The organism is Actinosynnema sp. NPDC091369, assembly GCF_044757065.1.
GTDB lineage: Bacteria > Actinomycetota > Actinomycetes > Mycobacteriales > Pseudonocardiaceae > Actinosynnema.
On sequence record NZ_JBIVUG010000003.1, the window covers coordinates 754097 to 772696 of the forward strand.

An 18600-nucleotide genomic window follows, 5' to 3' on the forward strand; every position below is an offset into this window, starting at 1 on the left:
CGGCTGGCTCTCACCGGCGCGCGCGACGGGCATCGCTCCGTTATGCTTAACAACGCGTAACAAGCCGGCCGAGGTATCGCTCGGACCGGTCGAATCGTTACCAGTCGCCGACGAAGATCACCCGAAGGATGGTGTGGATCCGTTTCGCGACTGTTAAAGTCTCGTCAACACGCGGGCCATCGTCGTCCCGTGCCCAGCACCCGGATTCCAGGACCTGGACACGAGGACTCGTTCTTTCACCAAGGACGACGAAGGAGGTCTGCGCAGTGATCTTCTCCGCCATCCCGTCCCCGCAGGGGCTCTACGACCCCACCGCGGAACGTGACGCTTGCGGTGTGGCGATGGTCGCCGACATCAAGGGCCGGCGCTCGCACGACATCGTCGTCGACGCGCTCACCGCGCTGGCCAACCTGGAGCACCGCGGCGCCGCGGGCGCCGAGCCGACCAGCGGTGACGGCGCCGGGATCCTGCTGCAACTGCCGGACGCGTTCCTGCGCGAGGTGCTGGACTTCCAGCTCCCCGAGGCGGGCGCGTACGCGGCGGGCATCGCCTTCCTGCCGGCCGACGAGGAGCAGCGCGCCAAGGCCGTGGCGCTCGCCGAGCGGATCGCCGCCGAGGAGGGCCTGGAGGTCCTGGGCTGGCGCGACGTGCCCACGGCGGCCGACCACGCCGGGGTCGGCCCGACCGCCCGGTCGGTGATGCCGCACTTCGCCATGCTGCTGGTCCGCAGCGAGACCGGCCGGCGCGACGTCGAGCTGGACCGCCTCACGTTCGCCCTGCGCAAGCGGGTCGAGCACGAGAGCGCGGCGGCCGACGTCGGCACGTACTTCCCCTCGCTGTCGTCGCGGACGATCGTCTACAAGGGCATGCTGACCACGGGCCAGCTGCCCGCGTTCTTCCCCGACCTGCGCGACGAGCGGCTGGCCAGCGCGATCGCCCTGGTCCACTCCCGCTTCTCCACCAACACGTTCCCGTCGTGGCCGCTGGCGCACCCGTTCCGGTACGTCGCCCACAACGGTGAGATCAACACGGTCCGGGGCAACCGGAACCGGATGCGGGCCCGCGAGGCGCTGCTGGCCTCCGACCTGATCCCGGGCGACCTGAGCAGGCTGTTCCCGATCTGCCACCCGGAGGGCTCGGACTCGGCGAGCTTCGACGAGGTGCTGGAGCTGCTGCACCTGGGCGGCCGGAGCCTGCCGCACGCGGTGCTGATGATGATCCCGGAGGCGTGGGAGAACCACACCTCGATGGACCCGAAGCGGCGCGCGTTCTACGAGTTCCACGCGAGCCTGATGGAGCCGTGGGACGGCCCGGCGTGCGTCACGTTCACCGACGGCTCGCTGGTCGGCGCGGTGCTCGACCGCAACGGCCTGCGCCCGGCCCGCTGGTGGCAGACCGCCGACGGCCGCGTGGTGCTGGCCTCGGAGACCGGTGTGCTCGACGTGCCGGCGGACCAGGTCGTGGCCAAGGGCCGGTTGCAGCCCGGGAAGATGTTCCTGGTCGACACGGTCGAGGGTCGCCTGGTCGAGGACGACGAGGTGAAGTCGAAGCTGGCCGACGAGCTGCCCTACGACGAGTGGCTGCACGCGGGCCTGCTGGAGCTGGCCGACCTGGCCGACCGCGAGCACGTGGTGCAGAGCCACGAGTCCGTGGTGCGCCGCCAGCTCACGTTCGGCTACACCGAGGAGGAGCTGCGCGTCCTGCTCGCCCCGATGTCGACCAACGGCGCGGAGCCGCTGGGCTCGATGGGCACGGACACGCCGGTGGCGGCGCTCTCGCAGCGCTCCCGGCTGCTCTACGACTACTTCGTGCAGAACTTCGCCCAGGTCACGAACCCGCCGCTGGACGCGATCCGCGAGGAGATCGTCACCAGCGTGTCCCGGGTGATGGGCCCGGAGCAGAACCTGCTGGAGCCGGGCCCGGTCAGCTGCCGGCACATCAAGCTGACCTACCCGGTGATCGACAACGACGAGCTGGCCAAGCTCATCCACATCAACGACGACGGCGACCTGCCCGGCTTCGCCTGCACCGTCCTGTCCGGACTGTACGAGGTGGACGGTGGCGGCGCGGCGCTGGCCGCGGCGATCGAGCGGGTGCGCCGGGAGGCGTCCGAGGCGATCGCGAACGGCGCCCGCACGCTCGTGCTGTCCGACCGGGACTCCGACCACCGGATGGCGCCGATCCCGTCGCTGCTGCTGGTCTCCGCGGTGCACCACCACCTGGTGCGCACCAAGGAGCGGCTGCGCGTGGCGCTGGTCGTGGAGACCGGTGACGCCCGCGAGGTGCACCACATCGCCGCGCTGCTGAGCTACGGCGCCGCCGCGGTGAACCCGTACCTGGCGTTCGAGACGATCGAAGACATGATCAGCACCGGCGCGGTGACCGGCATCGAGCCGCGCAAGGCCGTGCGGAACTACGTGACCGCGCTGGTCAAGGGCACGCTGAAGATCATGTCGAAGATGGGCATCTCGACCGTCGGCGCGTACACGGCGGCGCAGGTGTTCGAGGCCGTCGGCCTGTCGAAGGACCTGCTGGACGAGTACTTCACCGGCACGGTGTCCAAGCTGGGCGGCGCGGACCTGGACGTGCTGGCCGAGGAGGTCGCGCTGCGCCACCGCCGCGCGCACCCGGACAACCCGAGCGACCGGGCGCACCGCCGGCTCGAGGTGGGCGGCGAGTACGCCTACCGCCGCGAGGGCGAGCTGCACCTGTTCACGCCGGAGACCGTGTTCCTGCTCCAGCACGCCACCAAGACCGGCAAGCAGGACGTGTACCGGCGCTACACCGAAGAGGTGGAGCGGCTGGCCCGGCAGGGCGGCACGCTGCGCGGCCTGTTCTCGTTCGACGCCGAGGGCCGCACGCCGATCCCGATCGACGAGGTCGAGCCGGTCTCCTCGATCGTCAAGCGGTTCAACACCGGCGCGATGTCGTACGGGTCGATCTCGGCGGAGGCGCACGAGACGCTGGCCATCGCGATGAACCGGCTCGGCGGCCGGTCCAACAGCGGCGAGGGCGGCGAGGACCCGGAGCGCCTGTACGACCCGGAGCGGCGCAGCGCGGTCAAGCAGGTCGCGTCCGGCCGGTTCGGCGTCACGTCCGAGTACCTGGTCAACGCCAGCGACATCCAGATCAAGATGGCGCAGGGCGCGAAGCCCGGCGAGGGCGGCCAGCTGCCCGGCTACAAGGTGTACCCGTGGATCGCGCGGACCCGGCACTCCACGCCGGGCGTGGGCCTGATCTCCCCGCCGCCGCACCACGACATCTACTCGATCGAGGACCTGGCGCAGCTGATCCACGACCTGAAGAACGCCAACGAGCAGGCCCGCGTGCACGTGAAGCTGGTCAGCGAGGTCGGCGTCGGCACGGTCGCGGCGGGTGTGGCGAAGGCGCACGCGGACGTGGTGCTGATCTCCGGCCACGACGGCGGCACCGGCGCGTCGCCGCTGAACTCGCTCAAGCACGCGGGCACGCCGTGGGAGATCGGCCTGGCCGAGACCCAGCAGACGTTGCTGCTCAACGGTTTGCGCGACCGGATCACCGTGCAGGTCGACGGCGCGATGCGCACCGGCCGCGACGTGGTGGTGGCCGCGCTGCTGGGCGCCGAGGAGTTCGGCTTCGCGACCGCGCCGCTGATCGTCGAGGGCTGCGTGATGATGCGCGTCTGCCACCTCGACACCTGCCCGGTCGGCATCGCCACGCAGAACCCGGAGCTGCGCAAGCGGTTCACCGGCCAGGTCGACCACGTGATCAACTTCTTCCACTTCGTGGCCCAGGAAGTCCGGGAACTGCTGGCGTCGCTGGGCTTCCGCACGATCGACGAGGCCGTGGGCCACGCCGAGCTGCTCAAGACCGACGAGGCGATCGAGCACTGGAAGGCGGCCGGGCTGGACCTGTCGCCGGTGTTCGAGGTGCCGGAGACGCCGTACCGCACGGCCAAGCGCAAGGTCCGCGAGCAGGACCACGGCCTGGCGCAGGCGCTGGACCGCACGCTGCTCCAGCTCGCCGACGCGGCGCTCAACGACGCCCGCCCGGTGCGGCTGGAACTCCCGCTGCGCAACGTCAACCGCACCGTCGGCACGCTGCTCGGCGCGGAGGTCACCCGCCGGTTCGGCGGCGACGGGCTGCCCGACGACACGATCCACGTGACGTTCACCGGCTCGGCGGGCCAGTCGCTGGGCGCGTTCATCCCGCGCGGCGTCACGCTGGAGATGATCGGCGACGCCAACGACTACGTCGGCAAGGGCCTGTCCGGCGGCCGGATCATCGTCCGACCGCACCCGGACGCGCCGTTCGCGGCCGAGCGGCAGGTCATCGCGGGCAACGTGATCGGCTACGGCGCCACGTCCGGCGAGATCTTCCTGCGCGGACGGGTCGGCGAGCGGTTCTGCGTGCGCAACTCGGGCGCGCTGGCCGTCGCCGAGGGCGTGGGCGACCACGCGTTCGAGTACATGACCGGCGGCCGGGCCGTGGTGCTCGGGCCGACCGGCCGCAACCTGGCGGCGGGCATGTCCGGCGGCATCGCCTACGTGCTCGAACTCGACCCGGCCGCGGTCAACACCGCGATGGTCGAGCTCCAGCGGCCCGGCGCGGAGGACCTGCGCTGGCTGCGCGAGGTGGTGGAACGCCACCACCAGCTCACCGGTTCGGCGGTGGCCGCGTCGCTGCTCGGCGACTGGCCCCGGCGTTCCGCGTCGTTCACCAAGGTCATGCCCGGTGACTACCAGCGCGTGCTCGAAGCGATGAGGCTCGCCCGCGCGGAAGGCAGGGACGTCGACCAGGCGATCATGGAGGCTTCCCGTGGCTGACCCGTACGGTTTCCTCAAGCACTCCCGCTCCGAGCCGAAGAAGCGGCCCGCCGCCGAGCGGCTCGGCGACTGGAACGAGGTGTACCTCGACGTCCCCGCCGAGCAGCGGGACGCGGAGGTGCGCACCCAGGCGACGCGGTGCATGGACTGCGGCATCCCGTTCTGCCACTCGGGGGCGGCCGGGTGCCCGCTGGGCAACCTGATCCCCGAGTGGAACGACCTGGTGCGCCGGGGCGACTGGGAGTCCGCGGCGGACCGGCTGCACGCGACGAACAACTTCCCCGAGTTCACCGGCCGGCTGTGCCCCGCGCCGTGCGAGGCGGCGTGCGTGCTGTCGATCAGCCACGACGCGGGCGGCCCGGTCGCGATCAAGCGGGTCGAGCAGGCCATCGCCGACGTGTCGTGGGACCAGGGACTGGTCAAGCCCACGCAGTCGCAGGTGTCGTCGGGCCGCAAGGTCGCGGTCGTCGGGTCCGGCCCGGCCGGGCTCGCGGCTGCCCAGCAGCTGACCCGGGCGGGCCACGAGGTCACCGTGTTCGAGCGGGACGACCGGCTGGGCGGGCTGCTCCGCTACGGCATCCCCGAGTTCAAGATGGAGAAGAAGGTCCTCGACCGGCGGCTCGCGCAGCTGCGCAAGGAGGGCACGAAGTTCGTCACCGGCTGCGAGGTCGGCGTGGACCTGACCGTGGAGGAGCTGCGGGAGCGGTTCGACGCGGTGGTGCTCGCGGTCGGCGCGCTGCGCGGCCGTGACGACACGACCACGCCGGGCCGGGAGCTGCGGGGCATCCACCTGGCCATGGAGCACCTGGTGCCGGCCAACCGGGCGTGCGAGGGCGACGGCCCGGCCGCCATCGACGCGGCGGGCAGGCACGTCGTGATCATCGGCGGCGGCGACACCGGCGCGGACTGCTACGGCACGGCGTCCCGGCAGGGCGCGGCGTCGGTGCTGCAGCTCGACCAGTACCCGATGCCACCGTCCACCCGGGACGACGCGCGCTCGCCGTGGCCGACGTGGCCGTGGATCCTGCGCACCTACCCCGCGCACGAGGAGGCGGGGGAGCGGAAGTTCGCGGTCGCGGTGGAGAAGTTCATCGGCGACGACGACGGGCACGTGCGGCAGATCCAGCTGCGCAAGGTGCGGGTGGAGAAGGACGCCTCCGGGCGCCGCCAGGTCGTGCCGACCTCCGAGGAGGTCGAGGTGCTGCCGGCGGACCTGGTGCTGCTGGCCATCGGCTTCGAGGGCGTCGAGCACATGCCGCTGCTCGACCGGCTCGGCATCCGGCTGACCTCGCGCGGCACGATCTCGTGCGGCTCGGACTGGCAGACCCAGGCGCCCGGCGTGTTCGTCTGCGGTGACGCGCACCGCGGCGCGTCGCTGGTGGTGTGGGCCATCGCCGAGGGCCGTTCGGTGGCCAACGCGGTGGACCGCTTCCTGACCGGCTCGTCCGACCTGCCGTCCCCGGTGATCCCCAACATGCTGCCACTCGCCGTGGTGTAGACCCCGCTGTTCGCTGGATGCCCGGCCGCCCCGACAACGACGTCGGGGCGGCCTTGTCCTTTTCCGGTGCGAACCGATTCCGCGTCACCCGGGCAGGTCAGGGCATCGGGCGGTGCGCGGTGGGCCGTTGCGCCCATATGAGCCGGCGGGTGGCGGAAGTTTTACCTTTTTCGTAATCGATCCGGATTCCCGACGACTCCTGCGGTGAGGACTTTCTCCGCACGAAGGGATTCCCGGTGACGGTTCACAACACTTCCAGACGAGTGGGAATGGTGTTCGCGAGCGCGCTGCTCGCCACCATCGGATTGGTGTCCACGGCGTCGGCGGGCACGCCGAAGGGCGTCGAGCTCGGCTCCGCCGACACCGAGGCGGGGGTGACGGCGGCCCGGCACAGCGGGCTGCGGGGCGTCTCCGCGTACGAGGGCACCGGCGTGCCCGCCGACGTGACCGCGTACGGCGCGCAGCGCGTGCCCGCCGGCCACCGCATCCGGGGCTACGCCACGCCCACCGGCGACGTCGGAGTCCAGTCGATCATCGGCGCGGACAACCGGGTGCGGGTCGACCCGACCACGGGCTTCCCGGCGAGCGCCACCGTGCTCATCACCCGCACCGTCAACGGCGTCGAGTCGCAGCACTGCACCGGTTGGATGTTCGGCGCGAGCCTCGTGCTGACCGCGGGCCACTGCGTCTACAACCAGACCAGCGGCTGGTACACCGGCCAGCTCAAGTTCTACCCCGGCGCGAACGGCACCACCTACCCGTACGGCTCCTGCACCGCGGCGACCCTGCGGTCCAACACCGGCTGGACGACCGACGGCAGCGCCGACGCCGACTACGGCGGCGCGACGCTGAACTGCTCGGTCGGCAACACCACCGGCTGGTACGGCGCGTACTGGACGACGGCGTCGCTCAACGGCACCTCCACCACGATCCAGGGCTACCCCGGCGACAAGGGCCAACAGCAGTGGACCCACACCGACCAGGTGCGGGAGAGCGCGTCGCTGCGGCTCTACTACGACAACGACACCGTGGGCGGCAACAGCGGCAGCTCCGTGCACACCGTGCGGGCGTCCGGCTCGTCGGGCTGCTCGGGCCGGTGCTCGCTCGCGTTCCACGCCTACGGCGTCGGCTCCAACGGCCACAACAGCGGGCCGCGCATCACCGAGAGCCGGTTCAACCTGGTCGTCGGCTGGCGCTGACCCGATCCGGTGAGCTTCGCCGGGTGCGGCAACCCCGAGCGCCGCCCGTTCCGTCCCAGCGGTGACCGAGAGGAGCGAATCGTGAGACGCGCACACCTCGCGCTGCTGATCGGCGTGCTGGCGCTCGGCGCGTGCGGCGGGGAGGCCCCGACGTCCGACGCCGACACCCCACCACCCACCACGGCGCGGGCCACCGTCACCGGCGTGGTCGCGGACTCCGCCGGTCGACCGGTCGCGGGCGCGCTCGTGCAGCCGAGATCGCTGGACAGCCCGCCCCACCCGGTGCCGGAACTGGCGGTGCTGTCCGACCCGGACGGCCGCTACGAGTGGCGCCTGACCCCGGGCCGCTACGAGTTCACCGCCACCAAGGACGACCGCGTCGGTCCCGCGTCCGACGTGACCACCGCAGCGGGCCGGACCGACCACCTCGACCTCCGCCTGCCCTGACGTGCCGCCGCCCCGCCCCGAGGACCCGGGTCGGGGCGTCCGCCGTCAGACGCCGGTCACCGCGCGCACCGAGCGGATGCGGCTCACCGGGAACTCGCGGTGCTCGCCGCGCGGCGCGCAGTTGGCCTTCAGGTTGCCCGCTGCGTGGTCCACGGGCGTGATGACGTGCTTCACCGTGGTCCGCGGGCCGTTGGCCACCGCGATCTCCACCGACGTGCGGCTGACCAGCGCCTCGGCCAGCAGCACGACCTCCGAGTCGCGCAGCACCAGCGACTGGTCCCGCAGCAGCCGCACCGCGCCCATCCGCTGCGACTCCGCCGGCGGCAGCACGAACTTCGGCCTCGGCCGCTCCCGCTCCACCAGCGCCGCCGCCAGCTTCGCCAGCTCCTGCTCGGTCAACGGCGCACGCCACCCGCCGGTCGCGCCGCGCACCGGCGGCGGCTCGACGCGACGCCGCGGCACCCGTTCCACCACCGCCGTGCCGTCCGCGGTCGACGTGGTGGGCGCGTAGCCGGCCGCCCGCAACAGCGCCAGCGTCTCCGCGGCGGGCTTGGTCGACGCCAGCACCGTCGGCCCCAGCGGCTGCAACCCCAACGGGGCCAGCGCCGGGTGCGCGGCGATCTCGCTCACCAGCGCCGGGTCCTCCGCCCGCACGCAGCTCGCCACCGGCGTCACGGTGATCCGGCCGTGCTGCCGCGCCACCTCCCGCACCAGGTGCGCCAACGTCGGCGGCACGCCGTGCTCGGCCACCGACGCCAGCCGCGCCAGCAACGCGTCCGGCTCGTGCCCCGCGTCCAACGCCCGCCGCACGCTGCCGCCGTTGAACCGCCAGCCGCCCGCCGTGCCGTCCGCGGCCAGGTCCAGCACCGCGCTCAGCTCCCGCGACGGCAGCCCGGCCACCACCGCGGTCAGGTCCGGCCGCAGGTGGGCCGTCGTCGCGGCGGGCGGCACGAACCGGCACGCCACCTCCGCCACCGCGCCCGCGAGCACCGCGCGGCCCAGCGCGGTCGCCGCGCCCAGCGCCACCAACCCCACCGACTCGGCCTCCACCAGCGCCGCCTCGGTGGCCGCGCGCCCGTGCGCGGCCGGCAGCGCCCACACCAGCTCGGCGACCACCTCGTGCCGGTGCTCGTACGCCTCGTCCTCGCCCAACCGCGCGTACCGCTCCAGCAGGCCGCGCCTGGTCCGGTCGCCCGAGTCGGCCGAGTCCGCCGAGGACACCTCCGCCGACGCCGGCCGCTGCCGGCCCGGCGTCCACGTCAGCCGCGGCCACACCTCCGCCAACGAGGCCAACCGGTGCGCGGGCGACTCGGCGTGCCACGCGTCGGACCGCACCGTCGGGACCAGCCTGCCGTCGTCCACCGCGAGCAACCGGGCCTCCACGGCCAACCCCACCCACAGCCGCGCGCGGCCCTCGTCCACCCGCAGCAGGGCGGCGAGCCGCCGCAGCTCCCGCAACCCCAGGACACCCCGGCACGCCACCAGCTCCACGTCGCACAGGTCGACCAGGCGCGTGACGCCGTCCACAGTGGACGTGGCGGGCGTGATCGCGGCCCGGTCGGCGAAACCCCGGTCCTGCGGCACGCGGCGGGGCGCGCGCGGCGCGGGCGTGATGCGGCGCGGCGGCTCGTCCTCCACCGGGCGCAACCCCGGCGAGCAGACCAGCCGACCCTCCGCCGGCCACACCAGCGCGCGGGCCCGCAGCTCGCCCAGCGCCCGCTTCAGCTCCGCCCGCGAGGCTTTCCCGTTGCACCGCAACCGTTCCGCCAACGCCTCCACACCGGCCTCGTCACCCAGCCGCAGCACGGTGTCCAGCACGTCCCGGCACCCCTGGTCGAGCCCGTCGACCGCGGCCCGCACCGACGCCGTCGTGGTCAGCTCGTCCGCCAGCGCCCGCAACGAGGAGGGTCGGCGGTCGGCGGCGTCCCTGCGCAGCGCCAGGATGTCCCGGATCCGGCCGGCGTCGAGCTCGCGCAGCCATCCGGCCAGCGCCGTTTTCCTACCCACCCGGCCGATTATGCACAGGACGTGACCGCGCGGTGATGCGTTGCGATAGAGCGTTCGAATGAGCCACGAATGGACGAACGTAAGCTGTGTGCCGTGGAATTCACCGGCTTCGGCGAACACGCCATCGACTTCTACGACGGGCTCGTCGCGGACAACTCCAAGGCGTACTGGGACGACAACAAGCACGTCTACCAGCGCGATGTGCGCGCGCCCATGGAGGCGTTGCTGGCCGCGCTGGATCCCGAGTTCGGGAGGGGAAAGGTCTTTCGGCCCTATCGCGACGTGCGGTTCAGCAAGGACAAGACGCCCTACAAAGACCACTGCGGCGGCGTGGTCGAACTCGGCCGCGGCGGCGGCGCGCACTACGTGCAGATCGGCACCGAGGGCCTGTTCGTGGCCGGCGGCTCGTTCGCCATGGCCTCCGACCAGCTCGCCCGCTACCGCGAGTCGGTCGCGGACGACGTGCGGGGTCGTGCGCTGGAGAAGCTGCTCGCGAAGCTCGCGAAGGCGGGCTGGGAGCTGCGCGGCGACAAGCTCAAGCGCGCGCCGCGCGGCCTGGACCCCGAGCACCCGCGGATCGAGCTGCTCAAGCACAAGCGCCTCTACGTGGCCAAGGTGTGGCCGCCCGACGACGTGCTGCACGAGCCGGGCTGCCTGGACCGGGTGCGCACGGCCTGGCGGCAGGTGACGCCGCTGGTCGACTGGTGCGCCGACCACATCGGCCTGACCGAGGTCGGCTTCCGCCGCTGACGCGTCCCGGGCGTGGCCCCGATCACCCGGAAGGGGTACGGCGCTCCCGGCGCGTCCAGTGCGCCACGACGTACCCGAACGCGATGCCGGCCACATCCACGAGGGCGTCCAGGACGTCGCCGCCGCGGTGCAGCGCGGTGATGAGCCACTGCAACACTTCCGAGACCGCGGCGTAACCCAGCAGGCCGAGGACCAGTGGTCCGGACGGCAGCCGCGCGTACCTCCCCGTGCCCATGAGCAGCGCGAACAGCACGAAGTGCACCACCTTGTCGGTGCCCGGCGGCGCGGTGGGCACACCTGAAGCCGGGGTGAACAGCACGATGACGCTGAGCAACACCGCGACCACGAACGGAAGGATTCTGGGGCCCACGGGGCAGATTCTGCCTGTTTCGCCGAGATTACTTCCCGGTACATCCTGATCGGTCCAGTGACAGGGACTACTCTGACTAGACGTGAGTCGACGCGCGAAGATCGTCTGTACGATGGGTCCTGCCACCGCGACCGAGGACAAGGTCAACGAGCTGGTGGCGGCCGGTATGGACGTTGCCCGGATGAACTTCAGCCACGGCAGCCATGCCGACCACAAGCAGGTCTACGACCTCGTCCGCAACGCGGCCGATGCGTCGGGCCGCGCGGTCGGCATCCTGGCCGACCTCCAGGGACCGAAGATCCGGCTCGGCCGGTTCGCCCACGGCCCCGTCGAGTGGCGCACCGGTGACGTCGTCCGGGTGACCGTCGAGGACGTCGAGGGCACCCACGACCGGGTCTCCACCACCTACAAGCAGCTGGCGCAGGACGCCAAGGCGGGCGACCGGCTGCTGGTGGACGACGGCAAGGTCGGCCTGACCGTCATCGAGGTCGACGGGCCGGACGTGGTCTGCGAGGTCACCGAGGGCGGCCCCGTCAGCAACAACAAGGGCCTCTCGCTGCCCGGCATGGACGTGTCCGTGCCCGCGCTGTCCGAGAAGGACATCGAGGACCTGGAGTTCGCCCTCAACCTGGGCGTGGACTTCATCGCCCTGTCGTTCGTGCGCTCGCCCGCCGACATCGACCTGGTCCACCAGGTCATGGACCGCGTGGGCCACGGCCGCAGGCCGGTGATCGCCAAGATCGAGAAGCCGGAGGCGGTCGACAACCTCGAGGCGATCGTGCTGGCCTTCGACGGCGTCATGGTCGCCCGCGGCGACCTGGGCGTCGAGCTGCCGCTGGAGTACGTGCCGCTGGTGCAGAAGCGGGCCATCCAGATCGCGCGCGAGAACGCCAAGCCGGTCATCGTGGCCACCCAGATGCTCGACTCGATGATCACCAACTCGCGGCCGACCCGCGCCGAGACCTCGGACGTCGCCAACGCGGTGCTCGACGGCGCGGACGCGCTGATGCTGTCCGGCGAGACCTCGGTCGGCCGGTACGCCATCGAGACGGTCAAGACGATGGCCCGCATCATCGAGCACGTGGAGACCGAGTCCACCGTGGTCCCGCCGCTGACCCACGTCCCGCGCACCAAGCGCGGCGTGATCTCGTACGCGGCGCGCGACATCGGCGAGCGGCTGAACGCGAAGGCGCTGGTCGCGTTCACCCAGTCCGGTGACACCGTGCGGCGGCTGGCCCGCCTGCACACGCCGCTGCCGCTGCTGGCGTTCACGCCGGAGCCCAGCGTGCGCAGTCAGCTTTCTCTCACCTGGGGCACCGAGACGTTCCTGGTGCCTAAGGTGGACTCGACGGACGAGATGGTCCGCCAGGTCGACCTGTCGATGATCGACATCGGCCGGTACCAGCCCGGCGACCTCGTCGTGGTGGTGGCGGGCTCCCCGCCCGGCACCATCGGCTCGACGAACCTCATCCGGGTGCACCGCCTGGGGGAGGACGACCACGCTTAGGAGATGACGTGACCGAGGCTGCCCGTGCCGCGGCGACCGCCGAGTTCTCGGACGTTCCCCTGGACGCCGACGGCGTGCCCCACGGGCAGCCCGTGCTCGACCGCCTCGTGGCGCTGCTCGACCTGGAGCGCATCGAGGAGAACATCTTCCGCGGCGTGTCACCCGCCGAGTCGCCCGTGCGGGTGTTCGGCGGGCAGGTCGCCGGCCAGGCGCTGGTGGCCGCCGGCCGCACCGTGCCGCCCGAGCGCCGGGTCCACTCGCTGCACTCGTACTTCATCCGCGGCGGCGACCCGAGCGTGCCGATCGTGTACGAGGTGGACCGCGTCCGGGATGGACGGTCCTTCACCACCCGGCGCGTGGTCGCCGTCCAGCACGGCAAGGCGATCTTCACCCTGTCGGCGTCGTTCCAGCTCGACGAGCCGGGCCTGGACCACCAGGAACCGATGCCGTCCGTGCCGTCGCCGGACTCGCTGCCGACCTACGCCGAGTCCGCGGCCGGGTACCGGGAGAAGGTGGGCATGGCCCGCCTGCCGCGGCCGATCGACATCCGGTACGTGACCGAGCCGCCGTGGCGCGCCCGCGAGGACGGGCCGGCCGAGGCGCGCAGCCAGGTGTGGATGAGGGCGGACGGCAAGCTGCCGGACGACGACCTGCTGCACGTGTGCGTGCTGGCCTACGCGTCGGACATGACGCTGCTCGACTCGGTGCTGGTCCGGCACGGCGTGTACTGGGGCACGGACAAGGTGCTGGGTGCGAGCCTGGACCACGCCATGTGGTTCCACCGCCGGTTCCGGGCGGACGAGTGGTTCCTCTACGACTGCGCCTCGCCGTCCGCCTCGGGCGCCCGGGGCCTGGCCACGGGCCGCTTCTACAGCCACGACGGCCACCTGGTCGCTACCGTGGTGCAGGAGGGTCTGCTGCGAGTTCTGTAGCCGACCAGCTACGCTGCGCAGTCAACGGGACGTCACGGGAAGTGGGTCGCGATGAGCACGATGCACTGGCCTGACCACTGGCTCACGCTGGAAGAGTGGGACGCCCTCCCCGAGGACGAGTTGCACCACGTCGAGCTGGTCGAGGGAGCTCTGCTCGTGTCGCCGAAGCCGGCACTCAAACACCAATTGGCAGCGAAGCGGTTGGGTACCTGGCTCGATGAGCAACTACCTCACGACGTGGTAGCGGTGCCCGAGATCGATGTTCTGATCAACCCGGTGCCTCCGATCACGATGCGTGCACCGGACATGGTCGTCGTCCCGACCGAACGCGCGCTGGAGTATCCGAAGCGCGTGGACCCCGACGATGTCCTCCTGGCCATCGAGATCGTGTCACCGGGGACGAGGCGCATGGACCGCATGCTCAAGCCCGCCGAGTACGCCGACGCGGGTATCCCGCACTACTGGCTGCTCGAACTCGACGAGCCGATCACGCTCGTGGCCTTCACCCTGGTTGACGGTGAGTACCGGCACGTCGCGGGCGGCACCGGGAAGGTCGAGGTCCCCGGTCCCTTCCCCGTCACCCTCGACCTCGACTCGCTGCTCAGCCGCTAAGGGCCAGGGCATCCCACAGCGCCCGCACGTGGTGCTCCTTGGTCGCCTCCGCGCCGATGGCCACGCGGATGGCGAAGCGGCCGTCGATCACGGTGTGGGTGATGAACGCGTCGCCGGTGGCGTTGACGCGGTCCAGGGCGGCACGGGTGGTGTCGTCGCCGGACCGGTGGGCGATGGTCAGCAGGGACAGGGAGCGGGGGACGACGATCTCCCAGTCGTCGGAGGCGTCGACCCACGACTCGAGCAGGGCGGCGAGTTCGACGTGGCCGCGCAGGTGGTCGCGGATGCCCTCCAGGCCGTACCAGCGCAGCACCGACCAGAGCTTGAGCGCGCGGAAGCGGCGGCCCAGGGGGATCTGCCAGTCGCGGTAGTCGGTGACGGCGCCCGAGTCGGTGGCCGTGTTGCGCAGGTACTCCGGCAGGATCGTGAGCGCGTCGACCAGCACGTCCGGGTGGGCGGTCCAGAACAGGGACAGGTCGAACGCGGTCAGCATCCACTTGTGGGCGTTCGCGGTGAACGAGTCGGCCCGGTCCACGCCGTCGAACAGGTCGCGGAACTCCGGGCACAGCGCCGCCGGGCCCGCCCACGCCGCGTCCACGTGCAGCCAGATGCCGTGCTCGGCGCACACGTCGGCGATCTCGCGCACCGGGTCCACCGCGCCCGTGCCCGTGGTGCCGACGGTGGCGCACACCAGCACCGGGCGGTGACCCGAGGCCACGTCGTCCCGGATGCGCGCGGCCAGATCGTCCGCCCGCATGGCCATCCGCGCGTCCACGTCGACCGACCGCACGGCCTGCTCGCCGAGCCCCGCCATCCGCGCGGCCCGTTCGAGCGACGAGTGGGTCTGCGACGACACGTACACCGTCTCGGTGCCGTCCACGCCCGACCGCCGCCACTTCCCGGCCGACGCGCGGTGCAGGGCGGCCAGCACGGCGACCAGCGCGGCGGACGAGGCGGTGTCCTGGATGACGCCACCGCCGACGAACGACGACGGCAGGCCCAGCGCGCCGACCAGCTCGTCCATCAGGTGCTGCTCGACCTCGGTCGCGGCGGGCGAGGTGGACCACAACATGCCCTGCACGCCCAGCCCGGACGACAGCAGGTCGCCCAGCACGGACGGCAGGGAGGCGTTCGCCGGGAAGTAGGCGAAGAAGCCGGGGTGCTGCCAGTGCGTCGTCCCCGGCAGCACGACCCGGTCGAGGTCGGCGAGCAGCCCCGCGAAGCCCTCGCCGCGCTCGGGCAGCCCCGCCAGCTGCTCCCGCACCCACCCGGGTCGGACCGGCGACCGGACCGGGAAGTCCTCGACGCGCGCGCGGTAGTCGGCGATCCAGTCGACCACCTCGTGGCCGATCCGGCGGAACTCCTCGGGGTCCATGGCCGGAAATCTATACGCGCCGCCTGCGGTGGGTGGGCCGCTGGTCGTCGGGCGGCGTCAGGGCCCGCGTCTCCACCCGCTCCAGCACCACCGAGCTGGTCAGGTTCCGCACCTCCGCCCGGGAGGCGATCTTGTCCATCAGGAACGCCTGGAGGTGCGTGCTGTCGGCCACCGCGATGTGCACCAGGAAGTCCGCCTGCCCGCTGACGTGGAACAGCGACCGCGTCTCCGGCTGCGCCATCACGAACCGCCGGAACGCCGCGACCACCGGCCGGGTGTGCGGCCGCACGTTGACCGACACCACGGCCTCCAGCGGCAGGCCGGTCGTCCGCGGGTCGACCACGGCGTGGAACCCGGTGATCACGCCCAGGTCCCGCAGCCGGCGCACGCGTTGCAGGCACGTGGACGGCGCGATGCCGACCTGCTCGGCCAGGCTCCGGTTCGGCAGCGTCGCGTCGTTCTGCAACGCCTCCAAGATCAGCCAGTCGACCGAATCCAGTTCGGCTGTCTCGCTCACAACCGAATACTGTAACCGTCAGGTGGAATACACCCGAACGCGTGACGCAGGATGCCGCCGTGCACATCGCCTGGACCTCCTTCCTGCTCGCCCTCGTGGTCATCACCGTCGTGCCCGGCCCGGACTTCGTGCTGGTCACCGGCAACGCGGTGCGCGGCGTGCGCTACGGCGCGCTGACGGCGGCGGGCGTGGTGACCGGGCTGCTGGTGCACGCCGTGCTGGCCACGGTGGGGCTGTCCGCGCTGGTCGCGGCGGCACCGGCGGCGCTGCTCGCGGTCAAGGCCGTGGGCGCGCTGTACCTGGTCCACCTGGGCGTCGCCACGCTGCGGGCGGCACGGCGCGGTGGGCCGATCCGGCGGGCGCCGAAGTCCGACCGGTCGCTGTTCCTGCGCGGCCTGCTGTGCGACCTGCTCAACCCGAAGGTGATGCTGACGTTCCTGAGCCTGGTGCCGCAGGCCATGGACCCGTCCGCGCCGCCGCTGCCGCAGGCCGCGCTGCTCTCGGCGGTGGCGGTGGGCGTGTTCGCGTGCTTCTGGGCCGCGGTGGTGCCGCTGGCCGGCCGGCTGGCGGCGCTGCTGGCGCGGCCGAAGGTGCGGCCGGTGTTCGAGCGGCTGTGCGGCGCGGCGCTGATCGGCATGGCGGCTTCGGTGCTCGCCGCCTGAATCTCGTTATCGTGGCGCGTCCGAGGAGTCTCCGGTGAGGTAAGCCAGACCCGGCGGAGAGGAACGGTATGCGCACACCAGGGGACGCCGCGGCGGTGACGGCCGCGGTGAGGGGCGAGCCCGGGGCGCTGGACGCGCTGGTCGCCGCCTACCTGCCGCTGGTCTACAACGTGGTGGGGCACGCGCTGGCGGGCCACCCGGACACCGACGACGTCGTGCAGGAGACCATGCTCCGGGCGTTGCACGGCCTGCCGAAGCTGCGCGAGCCCGAGGCGTTCCGGTCGTGGCTGCTGGCCATCGCGATGAACCAGGTGCGCGACCACCACCGGACCCGGCCGCCGCTCGCCGACGCCGAGCTGACCGACCTGCCCGATCCCGGCGCGGACTTCGCCGACCTGGCCGTCACCCGGCTCCAGCTCACCGGCCAGCGCCGGGAGGTGCTCGCGGCCACCCGGTGGATCGGGGACGACGAGCGCCAACTGCTGTCGCTGTGGTGGATGGAGCAGGTCGGCCGGATCACCCGCGCCGAGCTGGCCGAGGCGCTGGACCTCACGCCGCAGCACGCGGCCGTGCGGGTGCAGCGGATGAAGGCCCAGCTCGACGGGGCGCGGGTGGTCGTGCGGGTGCTCGCCCTGCCGCGCTGCGGCGGGCTGGCCGAGGTGATCTCCGACTGGGACGGGCGGCCGAGCGCGCTGTGGCGCAAGCGGATCGTGCGGCACGCGCGGGAGTGCGCCCGCTGCGCCCGCGGGTTCGACGACCTGGCCGCGGTGGACGGCCTGCTGGCCCGGATCCCGCTCGTGCCGCTGCCCGCGGGGTTCGACCTCGCCGCGCAGCCGGTCGTCGCGGTGGCGGGGAAGGGCTTGCGGGCGAGCGCCGCGACCAAGCCGTTGATCGCGGCGGCGGCCGTGGCGGCGGTGGCGGCCGCGGTCGTGCTGCTGCCCGGCGAGCGGACGCCGCCCACGCCGGTGGCCGCCCCGGTCGCCGTCACGACCACCCGGATGGCCTCGACCATCCCGTCCACGACTACCACGACCACCACCACGACCACGACGACCACCACCACGACGACGACCACGGCCGCACCGGCACCCGTCGTGCAGCCGGTCGCCCGGTCGGAGAAGAAGGGCGTCAGCACCTGGCACTTCGACGGCGTGACGGCGGCGTTGTCCGACGTCGGCGCGGGTTGGTTCTACAACTGGGCCCCGACCAGGGAGAACGTGCAGCCGCCCGCCGGCGTGGAGTACGTGCCGATGATCTGGGGCGCGAAGGCGGTGACGCCCGCGAACCTCCAGGCGGTCCGCGGCCAGGGCAGCACCCTGCTCGGCTTCAACGAACCGGACCTCGCCGAGCAGGCGAACATGACCGTGGAGCAGGCGCTGGACCTGTGGCCGCAGCTCCAGGCGACCGGGATGCGCCTGGGCAGCCCGGCCGTCGCGCACAGCGGCGACCAGCCGGGCGGCTGGCTCGACCGGTTCCTCACCGGGGCCCGGCAGCGCGGCCTGCGGGTCGACTTCATCGCGCTGCACTGGTACGGCTCGGACTTCGGCCCGGCCGCCGTCGGCCACCTGAAGAACTACCTGGACGCCGTGCACGCCCGCTACGGCCTGCCCATCTGGCTGACCGAGTACTCGCTGATGGACTTCTCCGGCGGCGGTGTGCGCTACCCGGACGCGCAGCAGTTGGCCGACTTCGCCGGTGCGTCGTCGCGGATGCTCGAAGACCTGCCCCACCTGGAGCGCTACGCGTGGTTCGCGCTCCCCGCCGACAAGCCGGGCACCGGGCTGTACCTGCCCGGAGGGACGCCGAACCGGGCAGGCGAGGCTTACCGCGCCACCGGTTAGGCGAGCGCCCGGAGCCGGTCGTGCGGCGACGGGCGCTCCGCGGTACCGGCCCGCCGCTGGTCGAGCAGCGGCGGGCCG

At 72.5% G+C, this 18600-nt stretch carries 14 protein-coding genes; 10 read left to right on the plus strand and 4 right to left on the minus strand.

The window, feature by feature from the left end; genetic code table 11:
* Positions 1-266: 266 nt before the first annotated feature.
* From gltB to ACIQMJ_RS16235, 4 genes are all read left to right on the plus strand, one after another.
* Positions 267-4805, plus strand: coding sequence for a glutamate synthase large subunit (gene gltB / locus ACIQMJ_RS16220; protein ID WP_499761748.1), 4539 nt, complete (start codon positions 267-269; stop codon positions 4803-4805).
* Positions 4798-6303 (plus strand): glutamate synthase subunit beta, encoded by a 1506-nt coding sequence (locus ACIQMJ_RS16225; protein WP_499761749.1) that lies wholly within the window; start codon positions 4798-4800, stop codon positions 6301-6303. The genes gltB and ACIQMJ_RS16225 overlap by 8 nt, the downstream gene beginning before the upstream one ends.
* 269 nt (positions 6304-6572) lie before the next feature.
* On the plus strand, positions 6573-7502 hold the full coding sequence (locus tag ACIQMJ_RS16230; RefSeq protein WP_499761750.1) for a trypsin-like serine peptidase: 930 nt from the start codon (positions 6573-6575) through the stop codon (positions 7500-7502).
* An 81-nt stretch (positions 7503-7583) separates the two neighbouring features.
* Positions 7584-7949 (plus strand): carboxypeptidase-like regulatory domain-containing protein, encoded by a 366-nt coding sequence (locus ACIQMJ_RS16235; protein ID WP_499761751.1) that lies wholly within the window; start codon positions 7584-7586, stop codon positions 7947-7949.
* Between the two features lie 45 nt (positions 7950-7994).
* On the opposite strand, the gene ACIQMJ_RS16240 is transcribed toward ACIQMJ_RS16235, so the two are convergent.
* Positions 7995-9956 carry a helicase-associated domain-containing protein gene (locus ACIQMJ_RS16240; RefSeq protein ID WP_499761752.1) on the minus strand — a complete coding sequence of 654 codons (1962 nt, stop codon included), beginning with the start codon at positions 9954-9956 and terminating at the stop codon, positions 7995-7997.
* A 93-nt stretch (positions 9957-10049) separates the two neighbouring features.
* Between ACIQMJ_RS16240 and ACIQMJ_RS16245 the strand changes: the two genes are divergently transcribed.
* Positions 10050-10706: a DUF2461 domain-containing protein gene (locus tag ACIQMJ_RS16245; RefSeq protein WP_499761753.1), complete on the plus strand. Its 657-nt coding sequence runs from the start codon at positions 10050-10052 to the stop codon at positions 10704-10706.
* Positions 10707-10728: 22 nt separating this feature from the next.
* Here the strand turns inward: ACIQMJ_RS16245 and ACIQMJ_RS16250 are convergent, their stop codons facing one another.
* The gene (locus tag ACIQMJ_RS16250) at positions 10729-11076 is read right to left on the minus strand and encodes a VanZ family protein (protein ID WP_499761754.1); all 348 of its coding nucleotides are present in this window, start codon (positions 11074-11076) and stop codon (positions 10729-10731) included.
* An 82-nt stretch (positions 11077-11158) separates the two neighbouring features.
* Between ACIQMJ_RS16250 and pyk the strand changes: the two genes are divergently transcribed.
* From pyk to ACIQMJ_RS16265, 3 genes are read left to right on the plus strand one after another with little or no spacing between them, the layout of a single operon-like run.
* Complete coding sequence (gene pyk, locus ACIQMJ_RS16255) at positions 11159-12583, plus strand: pyruvate kinase (RefSeq protein ID WP_499761755.1); 1425 nt, start codon at positions 11159-11161, stop codon at positions 12581-12583.
* 8 nt (positions 12584-12591) lie between these two features.
* Positions 12592-13515 (plus strand): acyl-CoA thioesterase II, encoded by a 924-nt coding sequence (tesB, locus tag ACIQMJ_RS16260; protein WP_499761756.1) that lies wholly within the window; start codon positions 12592-12594, stop codon positions 13513-13515.
* A 51-nt stretch (positions 13516-13566) separates the two neighbouring features.
* The gene (locus ACIQMJ_RS16265) at positions 13567-14127 is read left to right on the plus strand and encodes a Uma2 family endonuclease (RefSeq protein WP_499761757.1); all 561 of its coding nucleotides are present in this window, start codon (positions 13567-13569) and stop codon (positions 14125-14127) included.
* Here the strand turns inward: ACIQMJ_RS16265 and ACIQMJ_RS16270 are convergent.
* Both ACIQMJ_RS16270 and ACIQMJ_RS16275 read right to left on the minus strand, forming a co-directional pair.
* Positions 14117-15502 carry a pyridoxal phosphate-dependent decarboxylase family protein gene (locus tag ACIQMJ_RS16270; protein ID WP_499761758.1) on the minus strand — a complete coding sequence of 462 codons (1386 nt, stop codon included), beginning with the start codon at positions 15500-15502 and terminating at the stop codon, positions 14117-14119. The genes ACIQMJ_RS16265 and ACIQMJ_RS16270 overlap by 11 nt on opposite strands.
* 10 nt (positions 15503-15512) lie before the next feature.
* On the minus strand, positions 15513-16019 hold the full coding sequence (locus ACIQMJ_RS16275) for an Lrp/AsnC family transcriptional regulator (protein WP_499761759.1): 507 nt from the start codon (positions 16017-16019) through the stop codon (positions 15513-15515).
* A gap of 41 nt (positions 16020-16060) precedes the next feature.
* On the opposite strand from ACIQMJ_RS16275, the gene ACIQMJ_RS16280 reads away from it, so the two are divergent.
* A complete protein-coding gene (locus ACIQMJ_RS16280) occupies positions 16061-16681 on the plus strand; it encodes a LysE family translocator (protein ID WP_499761760.1) in 621 nt (206 codons plus the stop codon).
* A 68-nt stretch (positions 16682-16749) separates the two neighbouring features.
* Positions 16750-18522: a sigma-70 family RNA polymerase sigma factor gene (locus ACIQMJ_RS16285; RefSeq protein WP_499761761.1), complete on the plus strand. Its 1773-nt coding sequence runs from the start codon at positions 16750-16752 to the stop codon at positions 18520-18522.
* Positions 18523-18600 lie beyond the last annotated feature (78 nt).